At 63.1% G+C, this 24,848-nt stretch carries 31 protein-coding genes and 1 pseudogene; 15 read left to right on the top strand and 17 right to left on the bottom strand.

Annotated elements, in window-relative coordinates:
- Nucleotides 1-135: 135 nt before the first annotated feature.
- From JQ632_RS18280 to JQ632_RS18295, 4 genes are all read right to left on the bottom strand, one after another.
- Complete coding sequence (locus tag JQ632_RS18280) at nt 136-441, bottom strand: hypothetical protein (RefSeq protein WP_212403960.1); 306 nt, start codon at nt 439-441, stop codon at nt 136-138.
- An 84-nt stretch (nt 442-525) separates the two neighbouring features.
- Nucleotides 526-840 (bottom strand): putative quinol monooxygenase, encoded by a 315-nt coding sequence (locus JQ632_RS18285; protein WP_312015625.1) that lies wholly within the window; start codon nt 838-840, stop codon nt 526-528.
- On the bottom strand, nt 837-1,523 hold the full coding sequence (locus tag JQ632_RS18290) for a DUF2161 family putative PD-(D/E)XK-type phosphodiesterase (RefSeq protein ID WP_212403961.1): 687 nt from the start codon (nt 1,521-1,523) through the stop codon (nt 837-839). Before JQ632_RS18290 ends, JQ632_RS18285 begins: the two co-directional genes overlap by 4 nt.
- Nucleotides 1,524-1,606: 83 nt before the next feature.
- Nucleotides 1,607-2,287, bottom strand: a complete 681-nt coding sequence (locus JQ632_RS18295; RefSeq protein ID WP_212404077.1) for an SDR family oxidoreductase — start codon at nt 2,285-2,287, stop codon at nt 1,607-1,609.
- A gap of 115 nt (nt 2,288-2,402) precedes the next feature.
- Between JQ632_RS18295 and JQ632_RS18300 the strand changes: the two genes are divergently transcribed.
- Nucleotides 2,403-3,194: an SGNH/GDSL hydrolase family protein gene (locus tag JQ632_RS18300; protein ID WP_212403962.1), complete on the top strand. Its 792-nt coding sequence runs from the start codon at nt 2,403-2,405 to the stop codon at nt 3,192-3,194.
- Here the strand turns inward: JQ632_RS18300 and JQ632_RS18305 are convergent.
- Nucleotides 3,139-3,882: a tyrosine-protein phosphatase gene (locus JQ632_RS18305; protein WP_212403963.1), complete on the bottom strand. Its 744-nt coding sequence runs from the start codon at nt 3,880-3,882 to the stop codon at nt 3,139-3,141. The two genes, JQ632_RS18300 and JQ632_RS18305, sit on opposite strands and share 56 nt — an antisense overlap.
- Before the next feature lie 78 nt (nt 3,883-3,960).
- On the opposite strand from JQ632_RS18305, the gene JQ632_RS18310 reads away from it, so the two are divergent.
- Nucleotides 3,961-4,278, top strand: coding sequence for an MliC family protein (locus tag JQ632_RS18310; RefSeq protein ID WP_212403964.1), 318 nt, complete (start codon nt 3,961-3,963; stop codon nt 4,276-4,278).
- Nucleotides 4,279-4,372: 94 nt separating this feature from the next.
- Here JQ632_RS18310 and JQ632_RS18315 read toward each other — a convergent pair whose 3' ends face one another.
- Nucleotides 4,373-4,576: a DUF2735 domain-containing protein gene (locus JQ632_RS18315; protein ID WP_212403965.1), complete on the bottom strand. Its 204-nt coding sequence runs from the start codon at nt 4,574-4,576 to the stop codon at nt 4,373-4,375.
- 537 nt (nt 4,577-5,113) lie between these two features.
- Here JQ632_RS18315 and JQ632_RS18320 point away from each other — a divergent pair.
- The 7 genes from JQ632_RS18320 to JQ632_RS18350 all read left to right on the top strand — a co-directional run bounded on the left by JQ632_RS18320 (nt 5,114) and on the right by JQ632_RS18350 (nt 10,369).
- Nucleotides 5,114-6,148: a glutamine synthetase beta-grasp domain-containing protein gene (locus JQ632_RS18320; protein WP_212403966.1), complete on the top strand. Its 1,035-nt coding sequence runs from the start codon at nt 5,114-5,116 to the stop codon at nt 6,146-6,148.
- A 202-nt stretch (nt 6,149-6,350) separates the two neighbouring features.
- Nucleotides 6,351-7,055 carry a GrlR family regulatory protein gene (locus tag JQ632_RS18325; protein WP_212403967.1) on the top strand — a complete coding sequence of 235 codons (705 nt, stop codon included), beginning with the start codon at nt 6,351-6,353 and terminating at the stop codon, nt 7,053-7,055.
- Between the two features lie 25 nt (nt 7,056-7,080).
- On the top strand, nt 7,081-7,767 hold the full coding sequence (locus JQ632_RS18330; RefSeq protein WP_212403968.1) for a substrate-binding domain-containing protein: 687 nt from the start codon (nt 7,081-7,083) through the stop codon (nt 7,765-7,767).
- Between the two features lie 32 nt (nt 7,768-7,799).
- Complete coding sequence (locus JQ632_RS18335; protein WP_212404078.1) at nt 7,800-8,618, top strand: tetratricopeptide repeat protein; 819 nt, start codon at nt 7,800-7,802, stop codon at nt 8,616-8,618.
- A 97-nt stretch (nt 8,619-8,715) separates the two neighbouring features.
- On the top strand, nt 8,716-9,186 hold the full coding sequence (locus tag JQ632_RS18340) for a hypothetical protein (RefSeq protein ID WP_212403969.1): 471 nt from the start codon (nt 8,716-8,718) through the stop codon (nt 9,184-9,186).
- A gap of 60 nt (nt 9,187-9,246) precedes the next feature.
- Entirely contained in the window at nt 9,247-9,396 is a 150-nt protein-coding gene (locus tag JQ632_RS18345) for a hypothetical protein (protein WP_212403970.1), read from the top strand.
- A 268-nt stretch (nt 9,397-9,664) separates the two neighbouring features.
- Entirely contained in the window at nt 9,665-10,369 is a 705-nt protein-coding gene (locus JQ632_RS18350; RefSeq protein WP_212404079.1) for a GrlR family regulatory protein, read from the top strand.
- 74 nt (nt 10,370-10,443) lie between these two features.
- Here JQ632_RS18350 and JQ632_RS18355 read toward each other — a convergent pair whose 3' ends face one another.
- Both JQ632_RS18355 and JQ632_RS18360 read right to left on the bottom strand, forming a co-directional pair.
- A complete protein-coding gene (locus tag JQ632_RS18355; protein WP_212403971.1) occupies nt 10,444-10,890 on the bottom strand; it encodes a hypothetical protein in 447 nt (148 codons plus the stop codon).
- Nucleotides 10,887-11,594 (bottom strand): hypothetical protein, encoded by a 708-nt coding sequence (locus JQ632_RS18360; RefSeq protein ID WP_212403972.1) that lies wholly within the window; start codon nt 11,592-11,594, stop codon nt 10,887-10,889. Before JQ632_RS18360 ends, JQ632_RS18355 begins: the two co-directional genes overlap by 4 nt.
- 112 nt (nt 11,595-11,706) lie before the next feature.
- Here JQ632_RS18360 and JQ632_RS40465 point away from each other — a divergent pair, with 112 nt between their 5' ends.
- Nucleotides 11,707-12,096 carry a class I SAM-dependent methyltransferase gene (locus JQ632_RS40465; protein ID WP_409363497.1) on the top strand — a complete coding sequence of 130 codons (390 nt, stop codon included), beginning with the start codon at nt 11,707-11,709 and terminating at the stop codon, nt 12,094-12,096.
- A gap of 184 nt (nt 12,097-12,280) precedes the next feature.
- Here JQ632_RS40465 and plsY read toward each other — a convergent pair.
- From plsY to JQ632_RS18390, 5 genes and pseudogenes are all read right to left on the bottom strand, one after another.
- Nucleotides 12,281-12,963, bottom strand: a pseudogene (gene plsY / locus JQ632_RS18370) (glycerol-3-phosphate 1-O-acyltransferase PlsY).
- A gap of 9 nt (nt 12,964-12,972) precedes the next feature.
- On the bottom strand, nt 12,973-13,644 hold the full coding sequence (locus JQ632_RS18375; RefSeq protein WP_212403974.1) for a hypothetical protein: 672 nt from the start codon (nt 13,642-13,644) through the stop codon (nt 12,973-12,975).
- Between the two features lie 15 nt (nt 13,645-13,659).
- Nucleotides 13,660-14,607, bottom strand: a complete 948-nt coding sequence (locus tag JQ632_RS18380; RefSeq protein WP_212403975.1) for a YncE family protein — start codon at nt 14,605-14,607, stop codon at nt 13,660-13,662.
- A 128-nt stretch (nt 14,608-14,735) separates the two neighbouring features.
- The gene (locus tag JQ632_RS18385) at nt 14,736-15,425 is read right to left on the bottom strand and encodes a glutathione S-transferase family protein (RefSeq protein ID WP_212403976.1); all 690 of its coding nucleotides are present in this window, start codon (nt 15,423-15,425) and stop codon (nt 14,736-14,738) included.
- A gap of 25 nt (nt 15,426-15,450) precedes the next feature.
- Nucleotides 15,451-15,714: a DUF1127 domain-containing protein gene (locus tag JQ632_RS18390; RefSeq protein ID WP_212403977.1), complete on the bottom strand. Its 264-nt coding sequence runs from the start codon at nt 15,712-15,714 to the stop codon at nt 15,451-15,453.
- 118 nt (nt 15,715-15,832) lie between these two features.
- Here JQ632_RS18390 and JQ632_RS18395 point away from each other — a divergent pair, with 118 nt between their 5' ends.
- The 3 genes from JQ632_RS18395 (at nt 15,833) to JQ632_RS18405 (ending at nt 18,047) form a co-directional block, all read left to right on the top strand.
- On the top strand, nt 15,833-16,756 hold the full coding sequence (locus JQ632_RS18395) for a transcriptional regulator GcvA (protein WP_212403978.1): 924 nt from the start codon (nt 15,833-15,835) through the stop codon (nt 16,754-16,756).
- Between the two features lie 194 nt (nt 16,757-16,950).
- Nucleotides 16,951-17,154 (top strand): hypothetical protein, encoded by a 204-nt coding sequence (locus JQ632_RS18400; protein ID WP_212403979.1) that lies wholly within the window; start codon nt 16,951-16,953, stop codon nt 17,152-17,154.
- 2 nt (nt 17,155-17,156) lie between these two features.
- Nucleotides 17,157-18,047, top strand: coding sequence for a DUF1259 domain-containing protein (locus JQ632_RS18405; RefSeq protein WP_212403980.1), 891 nt, complete (start codon nt 17,157-17,159; stop codon nt 18,045-18,047).
- 57 nt (nt 18,048-18,104) lie between these two features.
- Here the strand turns inward: JQ632_RS18405 and JQ632_RS18410 are convergent, their stop codons facing one another.
- Nucleotides 18,105-19,454 carry an amidohydrolase gene (locus JQ632_RS18410; RefSeq protein ID WP_212403981.1) on the bottom strand — a complete coding sequence of 450 codons (1,350 nt, stop codon included), beginning with the start codon at nt 19,452-19,454 and terminating at the stop codon, nt 18,105-18,107.
- 229 nt (nt 19,455-19,683) lie between these two features.
- Here JQ632_RS18410 and JQ632_RS18415 point away from each other — a divergent pair, with 229 nt between their 5' ends.
- Both JQ632_RS18415 and JQ632_RS18420 read left to right on the top strand, forming a co-directional pair.
- Nucleotides 19,684-20,118 (top strand): NlpC/P60 family protein, encoded by a 435-nt coding sequence (locus tag JQ632_RS18415; RefSeq protein ID WP_212403982.1) that lies wholly within the window; start codon nt 19,684-19,686, stop codon nt 20,116-20,118.
- An 86-nt stretch (nt 20,119-20,204) separates the two neighbouring features.
- Nucleotides 20,205-20,666: a GNAT family N-acetyltransferase gene (locus JQ632_RS18420; protein WP_212403983.1), complete on the top strand. Its 462-nt coding sequence runs from the start codon at nt 20,205-20,207 to the stop codon at nt 20,664-20,666.
- A 109-nt stretch (nt 20,667-20,775) separates the two neighbouring features.
- Here the strand turns inward: JQ632_RS18420 and JQ632_RS18425 are convergent, their stop codons facing one another.
- From JQ632_RS18425 to JQ632_RS18435, 3 genes are read right to left on the bottom strand one after another with little or no spacing between them, the layout of a single operon-like run.
- On the bottom strand, nt 20,776-21,393 hold the full coding sequence (locus JQ632_RS18425) for an Isoquinoline 1-oxidoreductase subunit (protein ID WP_212404080.1): 618 nt from the start codon (nt 21,391-21,393) through the stop codon (nt 20,776-20,778).
- Between the two features lie 17 nt (nt 21,394-21,410).
- The gene (locus tag JQ632_RS18430; protein ID WP_212403984.1) at nt 21,411-21,935 is read right to left on the bottom strand and encodes a (2Fe-2S)-binding protein; all 525 of its coding nucleotides are present in this window, start codon (nt 21,933-21,935) and stop codon (nt 21,411-21,413) included.
- Entirely contained in the window at nt 21,932-24,703 is a 2,772-nt protein-coding gene (locus tag JQ632_RS18435; RefSeq protein WP_212403985.1) for a xanthine dehydrogenase family protein molybdopterin-binding subunit, read from the bottom strand. The genes JQ632_RS18430 and JQ632_RS18435 overlap by 4 nt, the downstream gene beginning before the upstream one ends.
- Nucleotides 24,704-24,848: the final 145 nt, after the last annotated feature.

Below are 24,848 nucleotides of genomic sequence, written 5' to 3' on the forward strand. Positions count from 1 at the left end.
GCGCTTTGCTAATCCTTCGCCGCCATCAGGCTGGATAGAAGACTTCCACCTCCAAGCTGTCGATCATGCTCGGCACACACAAAAAAAGCGGACCGGCTTGCGCCGGTCCGCTTCAAAACGCTGAACTGAAAAAGCTTAGGTGCCGGTGCGCTTATCGTTGCCGAAGCGGCGTACGACCCGGCGTTCGACCACCACCGAGCGCTGTGCGCCCTGCTCGCCGGCGATCACGCGGGTCGCGGTGATGCGGTTGTTGACCCGCGCCTGCTTCTTGACCTCGGCCTGCACGACGTCGAGCGGCATCCCCATCAGGGATGCGGCGATCTCGGCCTGCTGCTCCTGGTCATCGGTGATGCCGACAGCGGCGAAAATCGCCTCGTCCAGGGTCGGCGGATCGTGGCGGACGCGCCGCGTGCCATATTTGGTATTCCAGTCTGCGCTCATAGGGGCCTCGTTTCGATCCGGGATACCTAGTGCCGACCATGTTGCATTGCAATATGAATTTGGGGTGGCAATCCAGCCATGCACTCACAATTTCTCAATCCGGCTCGCCTCGTAGAGGTCGATCGTGGTCGGGGCGGCCGCTAGCGACCGCAGCGCATAGACGAATTCACCTGATGCAGGCACCCTGAAATGGGCAGCCAAGGCCGCCTTGTCAGCCCATTGCTCGAAAAATACCAGCCGGAGCGGATTCTCGCAGTCGATGTGCACGGCGTGCGAGATGCAGCCGGGCTCGGTGCGTGAGCGATGCACATGTTCGAGGCTGAGCCGGCGCACCTCGTCGAACGTCTCTGGCCGGGCCGTCACGCTTCCTGTCACCACGATCATCACGCGCTCCGTCATTTCGCCGCAGCATCCAGCGCCATCTCGACGGCCGGCTGTTGCGGCCAGCGTTTGAGCGCGGCATGCCCCGCGTCCGTCAGCTCGTAGACCCCGCGCTCGGCGCGCGCGAACCAGCCATAGACGTTGTGCAAGAGAATCTTGCCGGCATCCGGGCATTGCACGCGCAATTCGCGCACCTTGCGCGGGCCTGCCGCAAGCTGGGATGCGCAGGCCAGCGCCTGCTGGCGATAGGCGGTCATGATCGGCGCGCGCGTGCTGCCGCCGAGCACGGGATCGCCCTGGCGGCGCTGGTGTTCGGCAACGAGTCGCGAGCGCTTCTTTGGCTCGCGGCGCGGTGCTGATGTCGGCGGCTTGACCAGCACCTCGACCTGGCCGCGATCGGTCACGCCGAGCATGCCGAAGCCGAGGCGGCGGCACAAATTGCGATAGCGCGCATCGCTCTCGCGTCCCTTGCCGCGCGACGACATCTTTGCGGCGATCCAGATCTCGTCGCCTTTTGGCGCGCGATCGACCGCCTGTAGAATCAGTTCGAGGTTGAAGGCGAGCTTGAGTTCGCCGATCACCACGACGGGCGGATCATCGCCGCTGAGGCCCACGAGATCGCAGCCCCCGATTTCGCCCTTCACGGTGAAACCAAGCTTTTCCAGGAAGCATTTGACGGGCAGATAGAGCGCGGTTTCCACGGGCGTTCCGGCGACAGAATCAGTGCGGGCAGTCTAGCCCGGATTGATCCCGCGCTGATCGGGCCTTTCGAAGGAGGGTGAAGCTAAACCCGCCCGCTCACCGGGATCAGGGCGCCGGTGACCGCGCTCGCGGCGTCGCTCGCCAGGAACAGGATCACCTCGGCGAGCTCCTGCGGCGTGACCCATTTGGCGAAATCGGCGTTCGGCATGCTGGCGCGGTTGGCCTGCGTGTCGATGATCGAGGGCAGCACGGCATTCACAGTGACCTTGCCCTTCCATTCGTTGGCGAGCGCCTCGGTCAACCGGTGCACGCCGGCCTTCGAGGCCGCATAGGGGCCCATGCCGGAGCCGGCCTGCAACGCGCCCATGGCGCCGACATTGACGATGCGGCCGCTGCCGGAGGCGGCGAGATGCGACAGCGCGGCGCGCGAGGTATTGAGCGCGGTCAGCACGTTGAGCGCATACATGCGCTGCCATGTCTTGATGTCGCCGTCGCCGATCGTCTCGAAGGCAAAGCCGCCGGCGATGTTGATGAGCGCATCCAGCCGGCCGAAATGTTTTGCGGCGGCATCGATCGCCTTCTTTGCCTGCGCCTCGTCAGACAAGTCGACGCCGCCGATCTCGATGCGGTCTGCCGTGGCGGGCACTTGCGACGGCGCATGGTCGATACCGGCCACGCGCGCGCCACGGGCTTGCGCGATCTGGGCGACCACTTGGCCCAGGGCGCCGAGCGAGCCGGTTATGACAATGACTTTTCCCTGCACGGTGCTCTCCGTCATTTCTGTTCGACCGGACTATTGCTCCGCCCGAATTGGACTTGCAATGGCGATGCCTTGAAGGCTGAATGATGGCTACAACTTTAGATCGCAGGTTGTTCCCATGACAGATGATTTTCCAACCATCGATTTTCCCGCTGAGATCGTCGACATGAAATACCCGCTCACGCATTTTCAAGAGGCGCTGAGCGGACGCGGCGCGGTGCAGATCGTGGCGCTGGGGTCGTCCTCGACCGCGGGCCTGTACAACGTCGTGTCTTATCCGGCACGGCTCGAGCTGTATCTGAGGGCGCATTACAAGGACCACGATCCGCATCAGAACATCCGGATCGACGTGTTCAACCGCGGTAAGGGCGGGGAGGAGGCGCCCGAAGAGCTCGATCGCTTCCAGACCGACATTTTCCAAGACAATCCAGCGCTGGTGATCTGGCAGGTCGGAACCAATGCGGTGTTTCACAACGACCAATACGACGTCGACGTCGTCGCCGCGAAGATCGAGGAGGGACTGGGACGCCTGTGCGGCCACAACTTCGACGTTCTGCTGATCGATCCGCAATACACGACGAAAATGCTCTGGGACGACCGCGCCGAGCTGTCAGACAGGATGGTGCGTCTGATCCGCGCCGCAGCGGACAAGGCCGAGGTCAATCTGTTCCAGCGCTGGGCCTTGATGCGGCACTGGCACGTTCACAACAAGGTCCCGCTCGAGCTGATGGTGGACAAGGCCGATCACGACATGCTGCTGCACCAGAGCGACTGGAGCACCATGCAGGTCGCGCGGGCGCTGACGTCGGCTATTCTCAAGAAAGCCGGCGCGACGAAGAAGTGCGACTGCCTGATTACGACTGGAGATAACGCGCCCGCAGCGCCTCTCGCTCCGCCGGGCCAATCCTGAGCCCGTCCCGCAAATAGGTTTCGAGATCACCATACTCGGCACGCACCGCCTCGAAGCCGGCGTTGAGGTAGGAAGCCTCGACGCTCCCGATCGCGTTGCGCACGTCGTCAGGCAGCTCTGTCGCAGCCGACGCTTCGCGCCGATAGAACTGGTTGGTCAGCAGATAGTCTTCCGCGATGATGTCATCGGACACGCCGAGTGCGTGCAGGATCAGCGCGCTGGCAAAGCCGGTGCGGTCCTTGCCGGCGGTGCAGTGGATGACGAATGGCGCGTGGTCTTCGAGCAGATGGCCGAACAGCGCGCGAAAACTGTGCGTGTTGTGGCGGACATAGTTGCGGTAGGATTCGCGCATGATCTCCAGCGCAACGGGCGCCGTCAGCGTGCCGGCTTCGAGCCGCGCGCGCAGCGCGGCGACCACCGTCGGCTCGATCGGCAGGGAATGTACGGTGATCTCGCGCATGCCGCAGACGCCGGTTGTGCGCTCCTCGACGCCGCGGAAGTCGAACGCGCGCGTCACACCGAGGCCGCGGACGATCGCGACGTCGGCCTCGGTGAGTTGACCGAGATGGTTGGAGCGAAAGATCTGCCGCCAGCGCGTCAGGCGGCCGTCTGCGGCCGGATAGCCGCCGAGGTCGCGAAAATTGCTGGCGCCTTGCAGATTGAGGTGACGGGAAGGGGAGTCTGACATCTGGGCAGCTTGAGCTATCTTGTTGGCGAAGATCGGCGCGTGGCTGACGCGTCGGGCAGTCCATTACAGGGGGCGAACATGGGCCGGCACAAGGCCATTATTTTGGCTGTCGCAATTCTGGCGGGCGGAACTGCGAGCATGCGGCCGGCGGCGGCGCAGACGTTCCAGAATTATCACTGCGCCGATGGTACCAATTTCATCGTCGGTTTTTATGACTACGACAAGCGCGCCTTCGTGCAGATCGACGGCACGTCGCTGCCGCTGAAGAAGCGGGTGACGCTGTCGGGTGCGCGCTATTCGGGAGCAGGGATCACGCTGAAGATCGGCAAGGGCGGCACGACGGTTCAGCATCTCAAGCGGCCGGTCACGGCCTGTGAACCGATCCAGCGATCATGAATCAAAAAGGGTCGAAACGCCGTTGTTTCGACCCTTTTTCAAACTTCCGCCGGGCGCTTGGCGCAGGGCGGTACTTCCGAAGTCGGTAAAGGCATCAGCGATCCCATTTCGGTTTGGCTTCCTCGATCGCCTCCTGATGATACCAGCTTCCGCTGCACACCGTTTCGACCACGGGGGTTGAGCCCTGATTGGCCGGCAGCCTGGGCTCGCCGTAGCGGCGACCCCCGAGGGCGGCACGGCCCCCGACCGGAAACTGGAAGATCTCAGCAGATCCGACACTCAGACCATTGTTCATCATTGCGGTAGTCTCCTTGAGCCGGAGCGGTTGACCTCCATCGTGCGCCCGACTCGTTCGCTTGTGGTTACTGGAATCCCCATATCGGCCGCCCCTTTCGAAATTCAAAGTGCTGAAAAGGAAATCACTACTGGCCTATTTTTTGAGCAGTGAGAGTTCTGCACCCTCCAAGGCAGCCCTTGACTGACTAACGCGTGGGCCATTCCGAAGGTTGCGGGCAGACGGCCGTCGGCTTCGCAAATATTGCGGGCGCCTGATGCGCGTTTCATCGGCAGGGCGGTGCACAACCCCAGGTGCATCAGAATCGGGCGTTTTCCGCGGGATTTTTGCGGTGCGGGGTAACGCAGTCGTGCGCTGCTATGACGCACTCGCCTGTGAATTGCCGCGCGCCGGCGGGACCGGGTTCCCCGCAGTGGAAAACCGCCAGTTCTGCGGCGTTTTGGCACGTTAAATGCTTGTAAGCGGGCGGCCGATGGTGGCCGGGTACAACGTGCGGGGGCCTGAGGTCCCCACCTTTCGCATCATCTACAGAGAGGCTCAATGACCAAGTACAAGCTCGAGTACATTTGGCTCGACGGATATACGCCGACTCCGAATTTGCGCGGCAAAACTCAGATCAAGGAATTTTCGTCGTTCCCCACGCTCGAGCAGCTTCCGCTCTGGGGTTTTGACGGCTCCTCCACCCAGCAGGCCGAAGGCCACAGCTCCGATTGCGTGCTGAAGCCGGTCGCTGTCTTCCCGGACGCTGCGCGCACCAACGGCGTGCTGGTGATGTGCGAAGTCATGATGCCCGATGGCAAGACCCCGCACGCGTCCAACAAGCGCGCGACCATCCTGGACGACGCTGGCGCCTGGTTCGGCTTCGAGCAGGAATACTTCTTCTACAAGGACGGCCGTCCGCTCGGCTTCCCGTCGTCCGGCTATCCGGCCCCGCAGGGCCCGTACTACACCGGCGTCGGCTACTCGAACGTCGGCGACGTCGCCCGCAAGATCGTCGAAGAGCATCTCGACCTCTGCCTCGCGGCCGGCATCAACCATGAAGGCATCAACGCGGAAGTCGCGAAGGGCCAGTGGGAATTCCAGATCTTCGGCAAGGGCTCCAAGACCGCTGCCGACCAGATGTGGATGGCCCGCTACCTGATGCTGCGCCTGACCGAGAAGTACGGCATCGACATCGAGTTCCACTGCAAGCCGCTCGGCGACACCGACTGGAACGGCTCCGGCATGCACGCCAACTTCTCGACCGAGTATATGCGCACGGTCGGCGGCAAGGAGTACTTCGAGGCGCTGATGGCGGCCTTCGACAAGAACCTCATGGACCACATCGCCGTCTACGGCCCGGACAACGACAAGCGTCTGACCGGCAAGCACGAGACCGCGCCCTGGAACAAGTTCAGCTACGGCGTGGCCGACCGCGGTGCTTCGATCCGCGTTCCGCACTCCTTCGTCAACAACGGTTACAAGGGCTATCTGGAAGACCGTCGTCCGAACTCGCAGGGCGACCCATACCAGATCGCTTCGCAGATCCTGAAGACGATCTCGTCCGTGCCGACCGACAAGAAGGCGGCCGCCTAAGATCCTCCGGCCCGGGCTGGGGGGCTTGCCCGGGCTGGCAATCAAATCCGCCGAGGCCGAAAGGCCTTGGCGGATTTTTGCATTTTCATGACAACTCGCCCGCGCGGCGAAATTGGTGCGGCATTCTCGGTGCGCGCTATATCCAGCCTGGGCGAAAGCGGGATAAACTGCGTGCCGGATGCGCGCAGGCCGGGGACGGCTGGTGTTTGAAGGTTTCTACAAGGTTCAGTATGGCCTCGCCGGCGCCGTCGGCCGGAGCGTGATGCATGTCGGCAACGGCAAGATGCTGGGCGGCAACTCGGCCTTTGCGCATATCGGCACTTACGAGAAGACCGCCGAAGGTCTCACGATTGAGATCAAGACCTTTCGTCACAATCCCGATCCCCACTATCGCGCGATGGCGGGGACCGACAATGCGACCCTGATCGCCAAGGGTTGGGCGGACGGCGATCTCGTTCGCTTCAAGGGCGAGATGAAAGAACTGCCCGGCGTGCCCTTCCAATCCGTGATGACGCCGCTGAGGGAGGACGAGGCGCCGATCGCCGGCGGCGTCGGCGAGGGCGGCATCGTCGACGGGCTCTACTCCATCCATTTGCGGATGCTCGACGGTGTGGACGGCGGCTTGACCGGCGTGATGCTGCTCAACCAGGGCCGCATTCTCGGCGGCGATGCCTCCTTCTACTATCTCGGCAGCTACACGGCCGCGAATGGCCGCTGGAAGGGGCAGATCCTCAACCAGGAGCATACGCCGGCGCGCGACGAGAACCCGGTGTTCGGCGGCCATGAGGTCGGCATCGGCTTCTCCGGCACCTATGACGACGATCACGCGGTGCTGGAAGCAACCGCGCTGGCGGGCAAGCGCAGCCTGCGCCTGACCGCCACGCTGCGGCTGATGCACCGCCTCTGATCGGGCAATCTAAGCAGGGCTGTCCATGGACGACACGATCCGCATGCTCTCCACGCTTGGGCTAATGGGCGCGATGCGCAGCCTGTCGTCGGTCTGCGAAGCCGCAATTGGTATGCGCATCGACGCCGACTACGCGCCGACCATGGCGCTGCTGAAGCGGCTGCGCGCGGGCGAGACAGCCGATCTCGTGATCCTCACCCGCGAAGGACTCGACGAGGTCATTGCCGAGGGCCGCGTGGCCGCCGAAAGCGCGGTCGACCTGGCGCGCTCCTACGTCGGCATCGCGGTCAGGGCAGGGGCTGCGTATTCCGACATCACAACCGAAAGCGCGCTGCGCAAGACGCTGCTTGCGGCGCGCGCGGTTGCCTATTCGCGGCTGGGGGCGAGCGGCATCTATTTCGCGCAACTGATCGAGCGCCTCGGGATTGCCGATAAGATCAACGACCGCGCCGTCATCGTGCAGCAGGGCTTTACGGCCGAGCGGCTGGTGAGCGGCGAGGCCGATCTCGCCATACAGCAGGTCAGCGAATTGAAGCAGGTTGCCGGCATCGAGGTCGTGGGTCCGATTCCGCGCGAATTGCAGACGCCGGCGCTGTTTTCCGCCGGCCGGATGGTTGCCGCGAAAGACGCTGTGGCCGCCGACCGGTTGCTGCGTTATCTCGCATCCGCCGAGGCCGCGCCGGCCTTGCGGGCGTCGGGACTCGAGCCTTGAATTTGCCGATTGCCGGACGCAACCTGCGCGCCATGCGAAAGATCGCCTTCGTTCTCTTGCTCGCTCTCGCGTCGCCCTTTCAGGCGCACGCGCAATCGGCCGACCTCGTGCTGTGCGACAGGCTGGCAGCCGATCCCAGCGATCCCGACAAGCCGGCCGATGTCCGGGGCGTGGCTGACGTTGCGTCCGCGGACATTCCGACCGCGATCAAGTTCTGCAAGACGGCGTCGGGCGCCTCGCGGCGCGCGATGTTCCAGCTCGGTCGCGCCTATGCCGCCAACCGGCAGATGCCGGAAGCGATGGCGGCCTGGCGCAAGGCCGCCGACAAGGGCTCGACCTCGGCGATGGTCGAGCTCGGCGTGCTCTACGGCACGGGCGCGGGCGTCGCGAAGGACGAGGCGCAGGCACGAAAACTGTTCGAGAAGGCGGCGGAAGCCGGCAATCCCCGCGGCGTCAGCAATCTCGCGGCCATTGGCGGCGGTACGGCCGCGCCAGCCGATCCGGCGCGCTCGCGCGAGCTGCTCGGCAGGGCCGCCGAGACCAATGCGGAGGCGCAGTATCAGCTCGGCCTGATGCTGTCGAACGGCAGCGGCGGCCAGCAGGACGACGTTGCGGCGCGTGCGATGTTCGAAAAGGCGGCGGCGAAAAACCATCCCGGCGCACTGGAGCGGATGGGCGCTTTCGCGCAGGAAGGCCGCGGCGGTCCGAAGGACAAGGACGCCGCAAAGGCCTATTACGAGCGCGCCGCGGCGCTCGGCGACGAAGATGCCAAGAAGGCGCTGGAGCGGATTCGCTGTCCCTACGCGATCAAGAACAAGCAGGGCCAGCTCGTCACCACCCTGTGTTTCTGATCGCATCCACCAGATTCGGAAGGCATTGATCGAGCGCAACACCCTGCGCCGCCGCGGCACGATAGATTGCATCGCAAGAACAACAACGGAGCTTGCGATGAAACTTCGATGCGGGATGGTGGTGCTGGCCTGGCTGGCATCCTCCACGGTGGTTGCGATGGCCCAGGATCTCAAATCACCGACCGCGAGCGACTATGTGCCGAAGCTCGGCGATATCATGAGCGCGGCGCAGGCGCGTCACCAAAAGCTCTGGCTCGCCGGCAAGGCCCAAAACTGGGAGCTCGCGGCCTACGAGCTGCATCAGCTCAAGGCAAGCCTCGTCGAAGCGGCCTTGCTCTACTCCGGCATTCCCGTCAGCAACGTCACGACGCTGGAGCCGTCATTGCAGTCTGTCTCGGATGCGATCGGGGCCAAGGACGGTCGCAAGTTCGCGAAGGCGCTGGGCGAACTCACTGAGGGCTGCAATGCCTGTCACCGGTCGATGGGGCGGAGTTTCGTCGTGATGCGGGTTCCTGTCGACCAGCAGCCGTTCGGCAATCAAGCGTTTCAGCCGCAGGGCAAGCCGTGAAGGAACTTCCATCTTGCGGTCGCGCTTGAGGGGAAGGGGGCGCCAAGAGGAGGAGCGATCATGATCCGCAAGCTGCGATCCGGCGAATACCGGCTCTATTCGCGCAAGGTCAATCCGAAGACCGGCCGACGCCGCAACCTCGGCACCTTCAAGAGCCGCGCGGCGGCCGAGAAGCACGAGCGCGAGGTGCAGTATTTCAAGCGTCACTAAGGCGTGATGAGCGTCCTGCCGGTGCCAAAAAACAAAACGTCGAAAACAACCCCATGCACAGTAGAAAAGGAGAGCGTTACGAGCGATTGCTGATTTTACGAAAATCGCTTGACCCGTCGGGCAAATCAGGTGTATATTGCCATCATCGCGAGGGATGGGCCCACCAACGGCGGGACCGCGGAAAAGCCTGATGGATCCCGATGGATTCGGTGCGGCGGCGGTGCTAGGTAGCGCGCAACTCGCAAATGGTTTTCCGGGATTTTTTTCGTTGCCGAACGGGCTCTACAAGGTCGAATGCGGCGTCAACGACGCCTTCGGCCGCAGCATCATGTGCATGCACAACGGCAGGCTGCTCGGCGGCAATTCGGCGTTTGCCCATCTCGGCACCTACGAGGAGCGCGATAGCGGGATCATCGCAGAAGTGATCACCCAACGTCACAACCACGACCCCTATTACAAATCGCTGTTGGGGAGCGACGCGATGTCCGTCAGCCTGCTCGGCCGGCCCCACGAAAAGGGCATCCGCTTCGAAGGCGAGGCCGCGCCGGCTCCGGGTTCGCTGTTCTGGGCCGAACTCACGCGGCTCGAGGACGATGCATTGCCGCCGCGGGGCACAGTCGGAGCAGCCGGCATCGCGAACGGGCTCTACTCCATCCACCTGAACGCGCTTGACGGTGTCGATGGCGGGCTGTCCGGCGTGATGCTGCTGATGGACGGCCGCATCCTCGGTGGTGACGCGTTCTTCTACTATCTCGGCTCATATTCGTCGGAGAACGGCCGCTGGAAGGGCGAGATCCTCAATCAGGAGCATACGCCGGCGCGCGGCGAGAACCCGGTATTCGGTGGCCATGAGGTCGGGATCGGCTTTTCCGGCAGCTGCAACGACGAGGGTGGCGAGCTGGAAGGCATCGCGCTCGCGGGCAAGCGCAGCCTGCGGCTGGCGGCGTCGCTCAAGCTGATGCGCCGCGCGTAGAACGTTAGGACGTCTATTGGCTCAACCACGGAAGCGTCGACTGCGGCATTTGTCGGGTGCCGTCGACTGCGTCGCTAGCGCTTTGGCTTGGACAACGAGCGCTTTTGAGCGGCTTCTTGAGCATCTTGCAGGGACTTCGGCAGCAATTTGACAGCGTTAATATCGACGGTCTTCTGCTTGTCTCCACTTCCGTCGATCGAGAATTCATGCGGCTTTATTTGCATGATGCCTGGCTGCATTTTCAAGGTTTCGAATCGACTATCCTTTGCGCGAGAGTCTGATTCCGGGCACGTCCCACCTGGAGAGCTCTCACAAAAGCACCAGCCCACACCTGTGACAGTGTCGGTCTCGTCTAGGCTGTCAAGGATGGTTTGACCGTTAATTCTGCAAGCTGCCGGCGTCGAGAACTCCATGGTGGTGCTGCTCTTGAGCGTCCATACAGACTTGGCTTTACGTGTTGCCGTATCCACGTGTTGAGCCGGCGGAGTGGAGAACAACAAGAGGAATAGGACGTATTTCATTGAACGGCCTTCAGGCTGCGGAGCGTGTTTTGCAGTTGCTGAAGATCAAGACGCTGGTTGGCAACGGTAGCGGAGATCGCGGCCGCATTGCGGACATTCGAATTGATATCTGCAACTGGCAGAGTTCTGACAGTGTACGGCTTTGGCGGTGGATCAATGGGCGTCATGCTAATCTGCAACTGTTCGTCGATGGAATAACTTCCCGATGCAGCAACAAATGCGCCGCCAAACGGAAACGCGTAGCTATAACTTCCGTCGCCGTTGAACCTGATCGTTATTTGAGTGTTATAGCTTGGACTGTCTGCGTTGGCGGACGGATTGACATTCAGTGCGGAAGCACTCCGAACGAGCCAATCATACAAGCCTAGGTTATTCGTAAGTGCGTTGAATGTCGGGCTGGTGTCGCTGCAATCGAGTCGGATTTCCTTGATCAAATCGCCCGAGTTGATCTTGAAAGTGATCGCACTGTTGCGCTCACCCGTCGCGTTGACGGCTAGACCCGGTGGAGATCCGATGACCCACGAAGTGGAATAGGGCGCCCCGATCGAGGAGCTTCTTCCATTGTAACCTGCGCCGGCCGTGATCGCGGAGTCGACCTTCGGCAGGAGTGCGATGCTGATCAGCCAATATCGCGGCTTGAACCGGGCGAAAGTAGGCTGGTCCAGATATCTAAGCGCTGTCTGCAGCCCACAGCTTGCGTTCAAAAGAATTTCCGCAACTGGAAGCTGCGTTTCTCGCGGAATATCCGGGACTAGGCTGCAACCTGCAACAAGGGCTGTTGCCCCTGCGGATAAGAACGCTCGACATAGTCTCCACATGATTGCCGCCCCCCAATGCGACCACCACGCGCTGATTGAAATAGGCGCTGTAACCAAAGGTAGAATATCCGAGGATACGGCTTTGGCAAGTGCGCTCGCGGCCGGCGTGGACGCATCCCTCGGGCAGATCGTGCGCGCCCGGCGGAATGTTCCGGAGGCGAATTTCGTCCACGCGGATATGACGAGCATCCAGCTCCCTACCGGGTCGTTTGACGCCATATCTGCTTTCTGTTCGATGACGCATGTGTCGGGGAACGAGCATGCAGCCCTCATTCGGCGCATCGCGTCGTGGCTTCGGCCGGATGGGATCTTCGTGGCGAGCTTTGGATCGGCGGAAGGCGACTGGCTGAGATTGGCTCGGCACTCCGATGTTCTTCAGCCATCTTGATCCCGATGAGACGAAGCGACTCGTCGTCGACGCTGGTTTCGACATCGAGCAAGCAGAGTTGCTCAAGCAGGACAACGAAGATGCAGTATTCCTTTGGATCTCGGCGCGCCTGAGCATGAGGGCACGTACCGACAAGGGGCGGTCAATGTCCGCTTCGCCCCGATAGCGATGCTCGCACCGCGTCCTAGACCTGCGCTTGCGCCCTCGTCTCCGGGCTGCCTTGACCGAGGCGCGGCTCCATTCCCGCCAACAGTCGTTGCATGTTGGCACGATGGCGAAGATGATGTAGAGGCCTGCGATCACCATCAGCCGATAGGGCAAGGGGTGGTCGAGAGCCCAGACGAGAACGATCGCGGTCAACGCTGCGAGCATCGAGCCGAGGGATACGATCCGGCTTATCGCCAGCACGATGCCAAAGGCCGTCGCAGTGCCTAATCCCACGGGCCATGACATCGCCAGCAACACGCCGAGCCCGGCGGCTGCGGATTTGCCGCCCGTTAAGTTCAACCAGATCGAACGGCCATGCCCGAGCAGCACGGCAATTCCGGCCAGGCAAACGGCCCACGGCACCCAGACTTGCAAATCAGACGCCGTCTGCGGCGTTGGAGATAGCACTGTATAGAGCCAGGGACAGAACGAGCGGGCCACCATGATAGCGGCCACGCCTTTCAGCACATCTGTCATCAGCACCACCAGGGCCGGCCATTTTCCAAGCGTCCGCAGGACATTCGTGGCGCCGGTGGATTTGGAGCCATGCTCCCTGATATCGATGCCTCTCAGGAGCTTTCCCGCCAGATAGCCCGTGGGGGTCGAGCCCAGGAGATAGGCGATCACCAATCCAACCGCGCTCGCTGTCCAGAAACCCATGATTTCGTCTCAAGGAAGCGGTGTGATCGTCATCAAATCGAAGCGCGTCACGCTGTCGGACTTGGTCCAAAGCGCAACGCCACCGGCCTCCGTGAACGTAGTGTCGGTTACCTCGAACAGCATGGCGCCGTCATAGACCACGGTGAAGCGCTGACCTTGCGCTTCCAGTGTCAGCGTGTGCCAATCGCCCGAGGTGACGCGAAGGTTCGCCGTGCCGAGTTGTTGCCGCTTGCCGGCGACGACGCGATAGAAGCGCACATTGTCCTCCAACGCATTGGCGCGCGCGATGTAATAATTGTCCGGGCCGTGCATCCGAACGGCGATGCCGGCAGCTCGATCCACCTTACCGCTCACCGCCTTGAATCTGATCTCGGCTTTGACATTCTTCCCTGAAATCGTGGTGGGGATGGCGAGCGGAAAGCGGTAATCGGTTGTATCAGTGCTGGATTGCTCGATCGCAAAGCCCGTTTTGGCGGTGGGATCGGCAACGACGGTCCATTGCCCCTGGGTGCCCCGGCCGGTGCGCGCAAACGAGAAACCCGGCGGCGGCTTCCCTGCTGTCATTTGGTCAATCTGGATCATGTTGATTTCTCCCTCAGCAAATGCCGGAGCGCTGACGTGTGCGACAATCAACGCAATGGCTGCAGTGATCGCCCTCAAAGACCAAGAAGACCTGTGCATGTGCGCCCTCCCGATCTAGGAATCCGCGAGCACGAGCACCCCGCCATGGACCGCCGAGATCACATAGAGCCGGTCCGGCGGCACCAGCACCGTCGTGTGCGCGTCGGCAGCCGTGACGGTCTGCAGTCTGCGGCCGCTGACGGGGTTGATGGTCTCGACCACCCCTGGTTCGCCAATCGCGACATGGACATTGCCGGTTACCGGATTGAAGAACGTGACATCCGGGGGGCCGGCGATCGGCCAGACGTTGGTGACCTTGCCGGATTGGCTGTCGACTTCGACAAGCTCTGCGTCATCGCAGGCCGCGTAGAGGCGTCCCCGCGCATGGTCGATGTCGAGGCCGTGCGCCCCACCGGACGGAAGCCGCCATTGGGCGAGCGGACTCAGGTCAGGCAAGCTTGCGACCAGGATCATCGAAGGCTCGCGGATGCAGAGAAACAGCCGCTCGGCGACCGCATCCGTCACGCACCAGCGCGGGCGACCGGGCAGGTCGAGGCTCGTGGTCCTGCCGCCGCCGAGACGAAAGGCCTGCAGTGTCGGCTGCTCCCGCTCGTCGCCGATGCAGGCGACGATGCCGAGCGCGAGCCGCTTGACGATTGCGGCGCCGTTCGGCCGGGCGCCGGTTTCGTACACCGCCCTGGTCGCGAGCGTTTCAGCATCGAGCCAGGCAACGCTCGCCGCGCCACGATTGGTGACGAGTATGTCTCCGTCATCGGCGACGGCGCCGGCGCAGCCGGGAAATCCCGACAGCGTTATGGTATGGGAGCCGGCGAGGGGATCGATGACCTCGACCGTGCTGCGCGCGGTGTGGGCGATGAAGACGCGGCGGCTCTTCGGATCGAAGATGCCGTGATCGAAGGAACTCCCCGCGGCATCGGGTATGTCGATCACGCCAATGCGTCGCAGCGAAGCGGTGCTGTCGTCTCGTTGCGCGGTTGCGGTCTTGTCGCGGAATCCGTCCATGTGCAATCTCCCGGAAGAAGCCGAGCGTTGCACAGGCTTGGACGGCGGAGCCGTCTGGCGGGGAGCCTGTGGTGTCCCCGTGCGCGAAACCTAGCGGCGGAGCGTCTCCGCGGCAAGAAACTTCGCGGTCAATATTTCGGCCGGTGCGAGTTAGCCCATTCGCGGGCGTGCCCGATGGGTAGCCGTTGCACCGCCGCGCGGACCTTTTGCGTCGCCGGCAGATTGTCCATGCGCTCCCGCCAGCGGCAGAACGCCGGGAACTTTGGATACATTGCCTGTCCTTCCGCCGTCAGGCTGAACGCAAAAGTGCTCGGCAGCAGATAGAAATCCGCGATCGAAAGCTGGTCGCCCAGCAGAAAGTCCTTGCCGTGAGCCAACTCGCGTTCGACGACGCGAAGCGCTGTGTCGACCTTGGGGAGCGCATGTGCGACGACCTTCTCATCGGATGCGATGCCGAGCTCGGGGAACACCAGGCGTTCGTGCGTCACATGGTAGATCATGTACGGGTAGTAGTAGGAATTGACCGCGCCGATCCACTGGTTCATGCGCGCCCGCGCGCGAACGTCCTGCGGTGTCAGGCGCGGCCCGTTGAAAGCTTCGTCGACGTAGGTTGCGATTGCGCTCGTCTCGTAAACGGTGAAATCGCCGTGCTTGAGGATCGGCACGCGGTTGAACGGGTGCAACGCCAGGTGATCCGGCTTTCCCATGACGGACTCGAGGTCATGGAAGCCGTAGCTGACCCCCTTGTGAGTCAGGAGGAGGCGGACGATGTTGACGAATGTGCTGCGCGGAAAGCCGTAGACGATTGGATCGAACATCCGTTTTCCCCTTTTTGCTTGTCGATCAGAGCGCGAACCAGATCCAGAACGACTTTGCGGCCTCGCGCAGCGCCTGTTCTTGGGTTAGGCCGATGTCGTTGAGCAGATGCGGGTCATCCGCAATCTCGCGGAGCACGGCACGTTCATAGGGCTGGTCGAGCCAGCTCCACCAGCCGCGCCGTCGCGCGGGTCGGGGCCCTCGTCCTGAGCTGGATTGAGGAACTGGCGCGGCCGGCTCGACGGCCTGCACCGGCGGGATCGACAAGGTGTCGGTTAAAAGGAGGGACATCGACAAGCTCCAAATCTCGTGAAATGCTTCGCTGGAGCTTCCCAATAATGGTGCGGGGCGCCGCCCCGCAAAGCATCGTTTCTCTTGCCTGCCCTAGTTTTTCTCATGAAGTCGTGTGATGCGCCCACGCCTGCCGCCGCTGAATGCCCTGAAAGCCTTTGAAGCCGCTGCGCGGCATGAGAGTTTTACGCGCGCCGCCGAGGAGCTTTGCGTCACGCAGGGTGCGGTCAGCCATCAGGTCAAGGCGCTCGAGGCCGAGCTTGCGGTCAAACTGTTCAACCGCGAGCGGCAGCGCCTGATCATCACCGAGGCCGGCCGCGAATATCTCGCCGTCGTGCGCGATGCGCTAGACCGCATTGCGATCGGTACCGAGCGGCTGTTGCAGCGGCAGAATTCCGGCGTGCTGACGGTCTCGACCTCACCGGACTTTGCCGCCAAATGGCTGGTGCATCGGCTCGGCAATTTCGTCGAGGCGCATGCGGGGATCGACCTGCGGGTCTCCGCAACGCTGCATCATGTCGACTTCGCCCGCGAGGAAGTCGACCTTGCCGTGCGTCATGGCGACGGCAACTGGCCGGGGCTTGACGCGGTGCGGCTGAGCCCGGAGCAGCTCTTTGCGGTCTGCAGCCCAAAACTTCTGTCCAGCCGCAAGCGCCTCGGCAAGCCGGCCGATCTCCTCAAGTTTCCGCTGATCCATATGGACAGCCGCGCCGACTGGGATAGCTGGCTGCAGGAGGCAGGGGTCGACCGGGGGGCCGTCACGCATGGTCCGGTGCTCAACCGCGCCAGCATGGTGATTGATGCGGCGATCAACGGGCAGGGGATTGCGCTCGCGCGCACCACGCTTGCGGCATGGGATCTCCTCAAGGGTCACCTGGTGCGACCGTTCGCATTGTCGCTGCCGTTGTCGAAGACATATTGGATCGTGTGCCCGAAAGCGACAGCCAGCCTGCCCAAGATCGTCACGTTTCGCGACTGGTTGCTGGCCGAAGCCACGCGCGATCTCCGGCAGCTTCAGAAGAAGGGAGCCCGGAAAACCTGACGATGTCGTCGAGTTCCCATTCGATGTGCCTCCCTCATACTCCCTTGTGATCGCGCGGGACGCGCTGGTCCCTCACAATTATTGCATGGCCATCGTGATCGGCGGTACTAATGTCGGCGGGGACAAGCAGACTCCCCTTCAGACGCGCGTCGTCCAAGCTCTGCGCAACACTCGATTTGTCGAGGGGATTGCGCGTGGACGAGCGAAACCTTCCCAATATTCCTTCCGAGATCGCCGTCGAATCCGAGCAGAGGATCAAGCGCGGACCTTCCGCGTTTGTCTTTGCCGGCGATCCGGCCCGCGTCAGGGAAGGCTTTGAACTCGCGCTTCACATCATGGGCATCGGCGCGTCGATGGCGGATGAGATCGGGAACGATCCATCCGAACAAGGAGAATGACCATGCGAAGCGTGCTCTGGCTGATAGCCTCGATACTCGCGATCTCCTTCACCACGGTCGCGATGGCCCAAGATATCGAGTGGCAAAAAATCGACGAAGCCTTCGGCAGGAAGGCGGCCGTGTCCGGCGACGCGCACCGCTATGGCTTTCCCCGCAGCGACCTTTCGGTCACGCTGGATGGCGTGGCCATCAAGCCGGCATTCGCTCTGGGTGGCTGGGTCGTGTTCAAGCCCGCCCATGGCGGCGTGATGGTCATGGGCGATCTCGTGCTGCTGGAGACCGAGATCAACCCCGTCATGCTGAAGCTGATCGAGGGCGGGTTGGAGGTCACGGCCGTGCACAATCATTTGCTGCGCGCGAGCCCCGCAACTTTCTACATGCATGTCGGCGGCCACGGCGATGCCGTGAAGATTGCGAACGTAATTCGGGATGCGCTCGGGGCCAGCAACACGCCGCTTGCGACGACCGTCGGTGCCGCTCCACCGCCGGCCGTCGATCTCGACACGGCGCAGCTTGACCAGATCATCGGCGTCAAGGGCCAGAGTAATGGCGGCGTTTACCAGTTCGCCGTGCCGCGCCGCGACCCCGTCAGCGAGGGAGGCATGCAGCTTGTCCCGGTCGGTCCGATGGGCGTTGCGGAGGCGATCAATTTCCAGCCTACCGGAGGCGGCAAGGCGGCGATCACCGGCGACTTCGTTCTGACCGGCGATGAAGTCAACCCGGTCATCAAGGCGTTGCGCAGCAACGGCATCGAGGTGACCGCGCTCCACAGCCACATGATCGATGAGCAGCCGCGCCTGTTCTTCTGCCATTTCTGGGCCAACGATGATGCGGTGAAACTTGCCAGGGGCCTGCGCGCGGCGCTCGACAAGAGCGCGGTGAAGCTACAATGACCGAGGAGGGCTTGTTGACTCGGCTGCTTGACGTCGCGCGCAACGACGGACCGGCTTTTACTGCCCCTTGGCCCTCTGGTCGAATGCGCTCAGGACGGCGAGCGTCATTGCGGTGACACCGGTCTGGATGGTCGGCTTCGGCACCGGCGCGTACAGCGGGGAATGGTTGCCCGGAAGCGGCGGGCCGCCATTGAGCGACGCGGCGACGACTTCAGGATCGTAGACGCCGATATTGAAGAACATCGAAGGCACGCCAGAATTGATGTACTCGGAATAATCCTCGCTCGCGGTGACCGGCGGCGCGAAGTTGAACCTGTCGCCGAAGGCCACCTTCAGCACCTTCTCGGCGGTTGCGCCAACAACGGCATCGTTGACCAGCGCCTTGACCCCTTCGGTAATCATGATGTCAGGCGCCGGCGCATCCGCCATGTCGGCGACCGCCTTGGCGGTTCGCTTGATCCCGTCATGCATTTTGGCGCGCACGTCAGCATCGAAGGTTCTGATGGTGCCCTGTAGAACCGCCTCGTCGGGAATGATGTTGCCGGAGGTGCCGGCATGGAACGAGCCGATCGAGATAACGCCGAATTTGGTCGGGTCCTTCTCACGGCTGATGACGCTCTGGACATCGACTACGAAACGCGACGCCATCGTCACGGGATCGATGGTCGCCTGTGGCGACGCGCCATGGCCGCCACGGCCCTTGAATCTGATGAAGAGGGCGTCGGCGCTGGATGAGCGGACCCCGGGGGTGAAGACGACGGAGCCGTAGGGGAAAGGCCCGCCGCCGCTATGGAGGGCGAAGCCGACGTCGGGCTTGGGAAAGCGGGTGAACAGGCCGTCCATCAGCATGGCCATCGCACCCGCGCCCACCTCTTCGCCGGGCTGGGCGATGAACATCAGCGTGCCCTTCCACCGATCCTTCAGTCCGACCAGCGTTTTTGCCGTTCCGAACCAGCTCGCCATGTGGATGTCGTGGCCGCAGCTATGGGCCACGAAGGTTTCGCGCCCCTGCCAGGTCGTCTTGTCACGGCTTGCATAGGGCAGGCCGGTCTTCTCTTCCATCGGCAGCGCGTCAAGCTCGGTGCGCACCATGATGATCGGGCCATCGCCATTCTTGTAGAGCGCAACCAGCCCGGTCCTGCCGACCTTCTCCGTCACCTCGAAGCCGATCGCGCGCATCTCGGCGGCGAGTTTTGCGGCGGTCTTCTCCTCCTGGAAGGCGAGCTCGGGATGCGCGTGGATGTCCTTGTAGAGCGCATCGAGCTTTGGATATTCGCGCTCGAAGGAGGTCTCGATCGATTGCTTCAAGCCTGCCGCGTCGATCTCCGCATGCGCCGGCAGCGCAACGATGTTGCCCAAAGAAAATGCGGTGGCCAGTGCTGTGAGCAGGGGCTTTGCAAACCGCATGGTCAGACCTCCCTTGAGCTTTCTCCTCGGCCTTGCTTCCCCCACCCAGAATATCGCGATGCAGGAATTTTGACCACCTTCCGCCAAATGCAGGAAGCTCACACAGGCAAGGCCGCGGATGACACGGCTGGCCCGCTCGCTGCACCGCTTTGGCGCCAAAAAGGCGACATCTCCTCCTCGGTTGAGTAGAGTGGGAGGGGAGCGTCGCAGGCCGGGTGTGAGGGGTAAGATGATGAAGAGCGTCTCGGCGGACATGATACCCGAGCACTTCTGGCGAGTTAGGTACGACCAAGACCACGATCCGAATACGCCGACGCTACCGAGCATGTCCGACAGCCCGAACTGCCAGAATTTCGCGTACGCCCTGCTCAAGCACTTCGGATTTGAAATATCCCCGTTTCGGTCCAGCAACCTATGGCAGGACACCAGGGAAACCCATGTGGTGTCGGACGAGTTGAGACCACTCGACCTTTTGCTTTTCAATCGGACTGAAAATCCCTGGGGAGCGCATGTCGCGCTTTATCTCGGCGAGGACCATGCCATTCATCTTAGCAAAAAACAGTCAGGACCGGTGATCTGGCCGCTGGACCAATTCCTCCAGCTTGCTGAGTATCGAACGTTCATCGGGGCAAAGCGGCTCCGAAATATCGGCGTCTGCCCATAGTCGAAGGCACATGGAATGAAGACACGTGCCCGCGATTCCCTGGCGATCGTAGATCCGCTGTGAATGCTGGGCGAGTGGAGGGGGCAATGGAGTGCACGATCCGTCCAGCGCTTGAACATGACGCGGACGAAATAAGCGCGGTCATCTTGCGTGCATTGCGCGAAACGAATGCGAGGGACTATACAGACGAGATCATCCAGAGGGTCGAGCGCAGCTTCAGTCCCAGCGCCGTGCTGGAGCTGATCGGCAAGCGCACGGTCCTTGTTGCCACGATTGACGGCCGCGTCGCTGGGACAGCAAGCCTCGATGGAAGCGTGGTCCGTTCAGTTTTTGTCGCCCCTGATGTTCAGGCTCGGGGGATAGGCAAGCTGCTGATGGCCGCGATCGAGCGCACAGCGCGCGAGAGAAACGTCCCCAGATTGGCCGTCCCCTCTTCGGTCACCGCCGAAGCCTTCTACGCGCGGCTTGGATTCAGGGCCGTGCGCGATAGCTACCATGGTGATGAACGCACGATCATCATGGAGCGATTGCTGGATGAACCACCATAACTCTCGTTAGGTCGAAACCGGGCCTCGCGACTGGTCGCTTCGAAGGTCAGCTGCCTGAAGGTAGCTTCGGCAAAAAGCCGACGCTGGGCCCGCCGCGGCGTTGGAGCGCTTAACGCGCCGGGCAGGCCGCGCCAGTCTTGACCCAGGCTTCGACGAGTGCTCCGGCCTGCTCCTGCGTGCCTGGCGCCGGCGCGCGGCCGAAGCCCGGCTTCCAGGCCCAGCCGACCAGCGTGTCCTTGCCGATGTGCTCGATCAGGTCTTCCACCTTGCGGCCGCCATTGCGCGCAGAATCTGATATCTGCGCGCAGATTTCGCCGACGGTCTTGCCTTCCCAGGCCATCTCGCGCGGCGCCAGATGCCATTCGGGATGACCGGGCACGCGGCCGGGCTCGAAATTGGCCTTCTGGTGGCAGGTGTGACAGCGCATCGTCTCTAAGCCGTGGCCGTCGGCGCCGCGCGTCACCGGCGGCTGATGGATGCGGGGATTGTCACCCTGGCGCGGACTGTCGCCGGCCGGGTGGCAGTTGGTACAGCGCGGATGGGTCAGGACCTTGCCGAGCTCGGTGAACATCGCGGCCGATCGCTGCGCGGTGTCGCTGATGCCAGCAAAGCTATCGGGGGAGGCCAGCGCATGGCTTGCCGTCTCCGAGGCCGCGTAGCCCGCGCAAAGGCTGCTCGTGAGTGCCGCGACGGCAACGACCAGTCGAATTCGCGCGCCGGATTGCATGGCTCTCAACCCCGCGCTCATTTGGTGGCGATCAGGTAGCGCTTGGCGTCGGCCAGAATCACGTCGCGCACGGCCTCGTGGTACTTGATGTAGCCGGTGCAGCGGCAGAGATGGCCGTCGAGCGCCTCGGAGATGGTGGCCTCCAGCGCGTCGCGCGCCACCGGCGTGCGCGAGAGACGTTCGAGCAGCACCTGTCCCTCGTTGAGGAAGCCCGCAGTGCAATAGCCGCATTGAAAGGCGAAGTGGTCGATGAAGGCCTTTTGCAGGGCGGAGAGCTCGCCGTCCTTGGCGTGACCCTCGACGGTGCGGATCGACTTGCCGTCAAAGTTCACGGCCGGTGCGATGCAGGTCGGGCTGGTATAGCTCGTGCCGTCGGGGTTATCGACGATGATGGCGCAGCTCAGGCATTGCGCGGCGCCGCAGCCGAATTTTGTGCCGGTCATGCCGAGCATCTCGCGCAAAAGATCGTTCATCGAGAGATCGTCGCGCACGTCCATCGGACCGTGCTTGCGGCCGTTGATGGTGAGGCTAAGTGTCGTCACGCGAGCACTCCCTTGAGCAGGCTTGCGGTGACCGGCAGCGCGCGGAAGCGGTGGCCGGTGGCGTCGAAGATGGCATTGATGAGGGCCGGCACGATCGGGATCATGACGACCTCCGCCATGCCTTTCGGTGGCTCATCCGGCGTCAATGGCTTCAGCATCTCGATCTCGAGATCGCGCAAGGGCAGGTCGGAGCCGCGCGCGACCAGATAGCGCCCGAGATTCCATCCGCCGTTGCCGGGGCCGCCCTCGAATGGCGGCAGGCTCTCAAGCAACGCGTAGCCGACACCCATGGCAAAACCGCCATGCGATTGGCCCATCACCACCTCGGGCACGAGCGCGGTGCCGCATTCGAACACGCTGTAGGCCTTGGCGATGCGCAGGTTGCCCGAGGCGCGCTCGATCTCGACGCGCACCAGCGTGCCGCACATCGAGGTGTAGGAGGTGCCGATGCGGTTATTGTCGGTCGGTGGAAATTTGACGCTGGTGCGATTGACCCGCTCGAATTTGCCATTGCCCTTGCGGATCGCCAGCGCGTCGATGTCGGCGCGGTACTGCTCGCCGAACAGCGGGAAACGCGCCCGTGACCAGGCCCAACGCGAAAAGCTATGCGCGACCGCGCCGGTGACGAAGCCGCGCGCATGGGCAGTTGCGGCCAGCGCCGGTAGCGCGAGGGGCGCGAGGCCTTCCATTGTGAGCTGGCCGTTCTGCCAGCGCGCATCAGCCCATTGCTTCGCGCGCGGATCGGTTTTCGGGATGCGCCACAGCTCAAGTGCCGCGGGCCACAGGCCGAAGCTGAAGATGACCCGCGCGGCCTCGGCTGCGGAATGCGTGCCGACATGGGCGCCGATCGAGGCTGATGTCGCCGAGCTGATCGACGGCACCCAACGCGGGTTCTTCTCGGCGGCGTCCTGAGTCTTCTGATCCATGGTGTAAGGATCGCCCGAGGTGACGAGGCCGAGCACGTCGTAGCTGTCGACGCGGGCGACCGAGACTTCGTCGGCGATCGCGCCGAGATGCGCGGCGACGCGGTTTGCAAGCGCCGTGCCGATGCCGTTGCCCATCTCGACATGATCGCAGAAGATCGCGATCTTGCCGTCGGCACCGAGCTCGACGCGGCCGAGCGAGCAGTCAGCGCCCGCGCCGTAGTCCTTGGTGACGCAGGCAACGCCGGTGCCGACCAGCCGATCTCCAGACGTTTGCTTGAGCTGCGCGCGCTGCTGCCAGATCGGATGCCTTTCGAGCTTGTCGAGAATTTCAGGCGTGCGCACCGAGACGATGTAGGGATTGCCGGTCATGGTCCGGCCGTTCTGCTTCAAGGCATTGCGGCGGCGGAATTCGATCGGATCGAGCTTCAATTCGGCCGCCGCTTCGTCGATCAGCACCTCCAGCGCCGTCATGGTCTGCAAGGTGCCGTAGCCGCGCATCGAGCCCGCGGTCACGCCGCGAGAATGCAGTGCGACTGTTGTGACGTCGGCCTTCGGGATGTCGTAGATGCCGATCGCAGCGGTGGCGGCGACGGTGGCGACATTGGCGGAGAAGTTGGCGAGACCGCCGCCGTCGAGGACATGGTCGGCGGCGAACGCCTTGATCTTGCCGGTGGCCCGCTCGATGCCGATGCGCGAGCGCATCTTGATCGGGTGACGCTTGATGCCGCCCTGGAATTGCTGGTAGCGATCATGCGCCAGCCGCACGGGCTTGCCGGGGAAGCAGACCGCGGCGAGTGCGACATAGAGCACGAATGGCGTATGATCGCGGCCGCCAAAGCCGCCGCCGACATGGGCGAACTGCGCGTTGATATGCGCGGGCTTGTAGGGCGCGCGGGCCTTGCCGAGCAGGGTCGCGATCGACTCCGCGGCCTCATAGGGCGACTGCACGCCGAGGACCAGTTCGAGATTGCCGCCCTTGCCGTTGTACCAGGCGAGCCCGCATTCCGGCTCCAGGAACATCGGGTCGACCGACTGTGTTTCGAACTCGCGATCGAGCACGAGCATGGCGGCGTTGTCCGCAGCAAGCTCGGCGCGAATCTGCTCGCCATAGCGGGCCGCCTTGGCGTAGTCGGGCGGGGTCTCCCTTGCGAGGGGCGACCACACCGGCAGCGCCGCGGTCTGGACTTTTTTCGGCGAGACCCAGCCCGCCTGGATCGGCGAATACACATCTGGCTGCTCGGGCGAGGCGCCCGCGACGCGCGTGAAGCGGTAGGCGCCGTAGTCGGGAACGATGACCGGCCCGGTTTCCTCGCCGAACCTGACGAAGGTGCCGTCGCGCAAGGCGAGCCGCGCCTGGTCGAAGGCGTCGAACCGCTCGAAGATCAGAAGCGCGACCGGCTGGCCCAGATAAATCGGCGTCTTGCCGACCGGACAGAACAGGTCGCCTTTGTAGAACTCAGGAACCTGCGTGCCGATCCGATCGAGATCGGCTGATGTGACGACCACTGACGGCTTGAGCGCTCCGGAAAGGCGCGCGAGGTCCATACCGGTGTAGACATGCATGGCGTCGTTGGCGCGCACGAGGATGGCGTGCGAGGTGGTTGCGGGCCAGCCCGGCAGGTCGTTGGCGCGGAAGTCGGAGGCGTAGAGTTTTGCGCCGGTGACCTTGGCGACACCGTCGACGCGGCCGGCGCCATTTGCCGCGGGATTGAAACGGCCGCGTCCGGGAAGCGTCTCGTGCGTCGCGAAGGGGGCGTCCTTCGCGAGTGCCAAATGCGACAGGCTGACCGAGATGCCGCCCGCCGATAACCACTTCACGAACTCGCGTCGCGAAGGCCGCATGAGCCGATCCTTGCACAAGGTTTTGAGGGGCACGTCGATGCTGACGGCATCGATGCCCGGGGGATCATCGTTGCGACGTCAGGAGTCGTCGCACCACAATAGAAGCGGGTCGGGCGTTACCATTCGGTGAAGACGGCGGCGGTGT

This window comes from Bradyrhizobium liaoningense, assembly GCF_018130955.1.
Taxonomy (GTDB): domain Bacteria; phylum Pseudomonadota; class Alphaproteobacteria; order Rhizobiales; family Xanthobacteraceae; genus Bradyrhizobium; species Bradyrhizobium liaoningense_C.

What these genes read in the sequence shown, in the direction of transcription:
- JQ632_RS18280 (WP_212403960.1), bottom strand. Translation starts at nt 441, where the DNA reads ATGAGCGCAGACTGGAATACCAAATATGGCACGCGGCGCGTCCGCCAC.
- JQ632_RS18285 (WP_312015625.1), bottom strand. Translation starts at nt 840, where the DNA reads ATGACGGAGCGCGTGATGATCGTGGTGACAGGAAGCGTGACGGCCCGG.
- JQ632_RS18300 (WP_212403962.1), top strand. Translation starts at nt 2,403, where the DNA reads ATGACAGATGATTTTCCAACCATCGATTTTCCCGCTGAGATCGTCGAC.
- JQ632_RS18305 (WP_212403963.1), bottom strand. Translation starts at nt 3,882, where the DNA reads ATGTCAGACTCCCCTTCCCGTCACCTCAATCTGCAAGGCGCCAGCAAT.
- JQ632_RS18310 (WP_212403964.1), top strand. Translation starts at nt 3,961, where the DNA reads ATGGGCCGGCACAAGGCCATTATTTTGGCTGTCGCAATTCTGGCGGGC.
- JQ632_RS18315 (WP_212403965.1), bottom strand. Translation starts at nt 4,576, where the DNA reads ATGATGAACAATGGTCTGAGTGTCGGATCTGCTGAGATCTTCCAGTTT.
- JQ632_RS18320 (WP_212403966.1), top strand. Translation starts at nt 5,114, where the DNA reads ATGACCAAGTACAAGCTCGAGTACATTTGGCTCGACGGATATACGCCG.
- JQ632_RS18330 (WP_212403968.1), top strand. Translation starts at nt 7,081, where the DNA reads ATGGACGACACGATCCGCATGCTCTCCACGCTTGGGCTAATGGGCGCG.
- JQ632_RS18335 (WP_212404078.1), top strand. Translation starts at nt 7,800, where the DNA reads ATGCGAAAGATCGCCTTCGTTCTCTTGCTCGCTCTCGCGTCGCCCTTT.
- JQ632_RS18340 (WP_212403969.1), top strand. Translation starts at nt 8,716, where the DNA reads ATGAAACTTCGATGCGGGATGGTGGTGCTGGCCTGGCTGGCATCCTCC.
- JQ632_RS18345 (WP_212403970.1), top strand. Translation starts at nt 9,247, where the DNA reads ATGATCCGCAAGCTGCGATCCGGCGAATACCGGCTCTATTCGCGCAAG.
- JQ632_RS18355 (WP_212403971.1), bottom strand. Translation starts at nt 10,890, where the DNA reads ATGAAATACGTCCTATTCCTCTTGTTGTTCTCCACTCCGCCGGCTCAA.
- JQ632_RS40465 (WP_409363497.1), top strand. Translation starts at nt 11,707, where the DNA reads ATGATTGCCGCCCCCCAATGCGACCACCACGCGCTGATTGAAATAGGC.
- JQ632_RS18375 (WP_212403974.1), bottom strand. Translation starts at nt 13,644, where the DNA reads ATGCACAGGTCTTCTTGGTCTTTGAGGGCGATCACTGCAGCCATTGCG.
- JQ632_RS18380 (WP_212403975.1), bottom strand. Translation starts at nt 14,607, where the DNA reads ATGGACGGATTCCGCGACAAGACCGCAACCGCGCAACGAGACGACAGC.
- JQ632_RS18385 (WP_212403976.1), bottom strand. Translation starts at nt 15,425, where the DNA reads ATGTTCGATCCAATCGTCTACGGCTTTCCGCGCAGCACATTCGTCAAC.
- JQ632_RS18390 (WP_212403977.1), bottom strand. Translation starts at nt 15,714, where the DNA reads ATGTCCCTCCTTTTAACCGACACCTTGTCGATCCCGCCGGTGCAGGCC.
- JQ632_RS18395 (WP_212403978.1), top strand. Translation starts at nt 15,833, where the DNA reads ATGCGCCCACGCCTGCCGCCGCTGAATGCCCTGAAAGCCTTTGAAGCC.
- JQ632_RS18405 (WP_212403980.1), top strand. Translation starts at nt 17,157, where the DNA reads ATGCGAAGCGTGCTCTGGCTGATAGCCTCGATACTCGCGATCTCCTTC.
- JQ632_RS18410 (WP_212403981.1), bottom strand. Translation starts at nt 19,454, where the DNA reads ATGCGGTTTGCAAAGCCCCTGCTCACAGCACTGGCCACCGCATTTTCT.
- JQ632_RS18415 (WP_212403982.1), top strand. Translation starts at nt 19,684, where the DNA reads ATGATGAAGAGCGTCTCGGCGGACATGATACCCGAGCACTTCTGGCGA.
- JQ632_RS18420 (WP_212403983.1), top strand. Translation starts at nt 20,205, where the DNA reads ATGGAGTGCACGATCCGTCCAGCGCTTGAACATGACGCGGACGAAATA.
- JQ632_RS18425 (WP_212404080.1), bottom strand. Translation starts at nt 21,393, where the DNA reads ATGCAATCCGGCGCGCGAATTCGACTGGTCGTTGCCGTCGCGGCACTC.
- JQ632_RS18435 (WP_212403985.1), bottom strand. Translation starts at nt 24,703, where the DNA reads ATGCGGCCTTCGCGACGCGAGTTCGTGAAGTGGTTATCGGCGGGCGGC.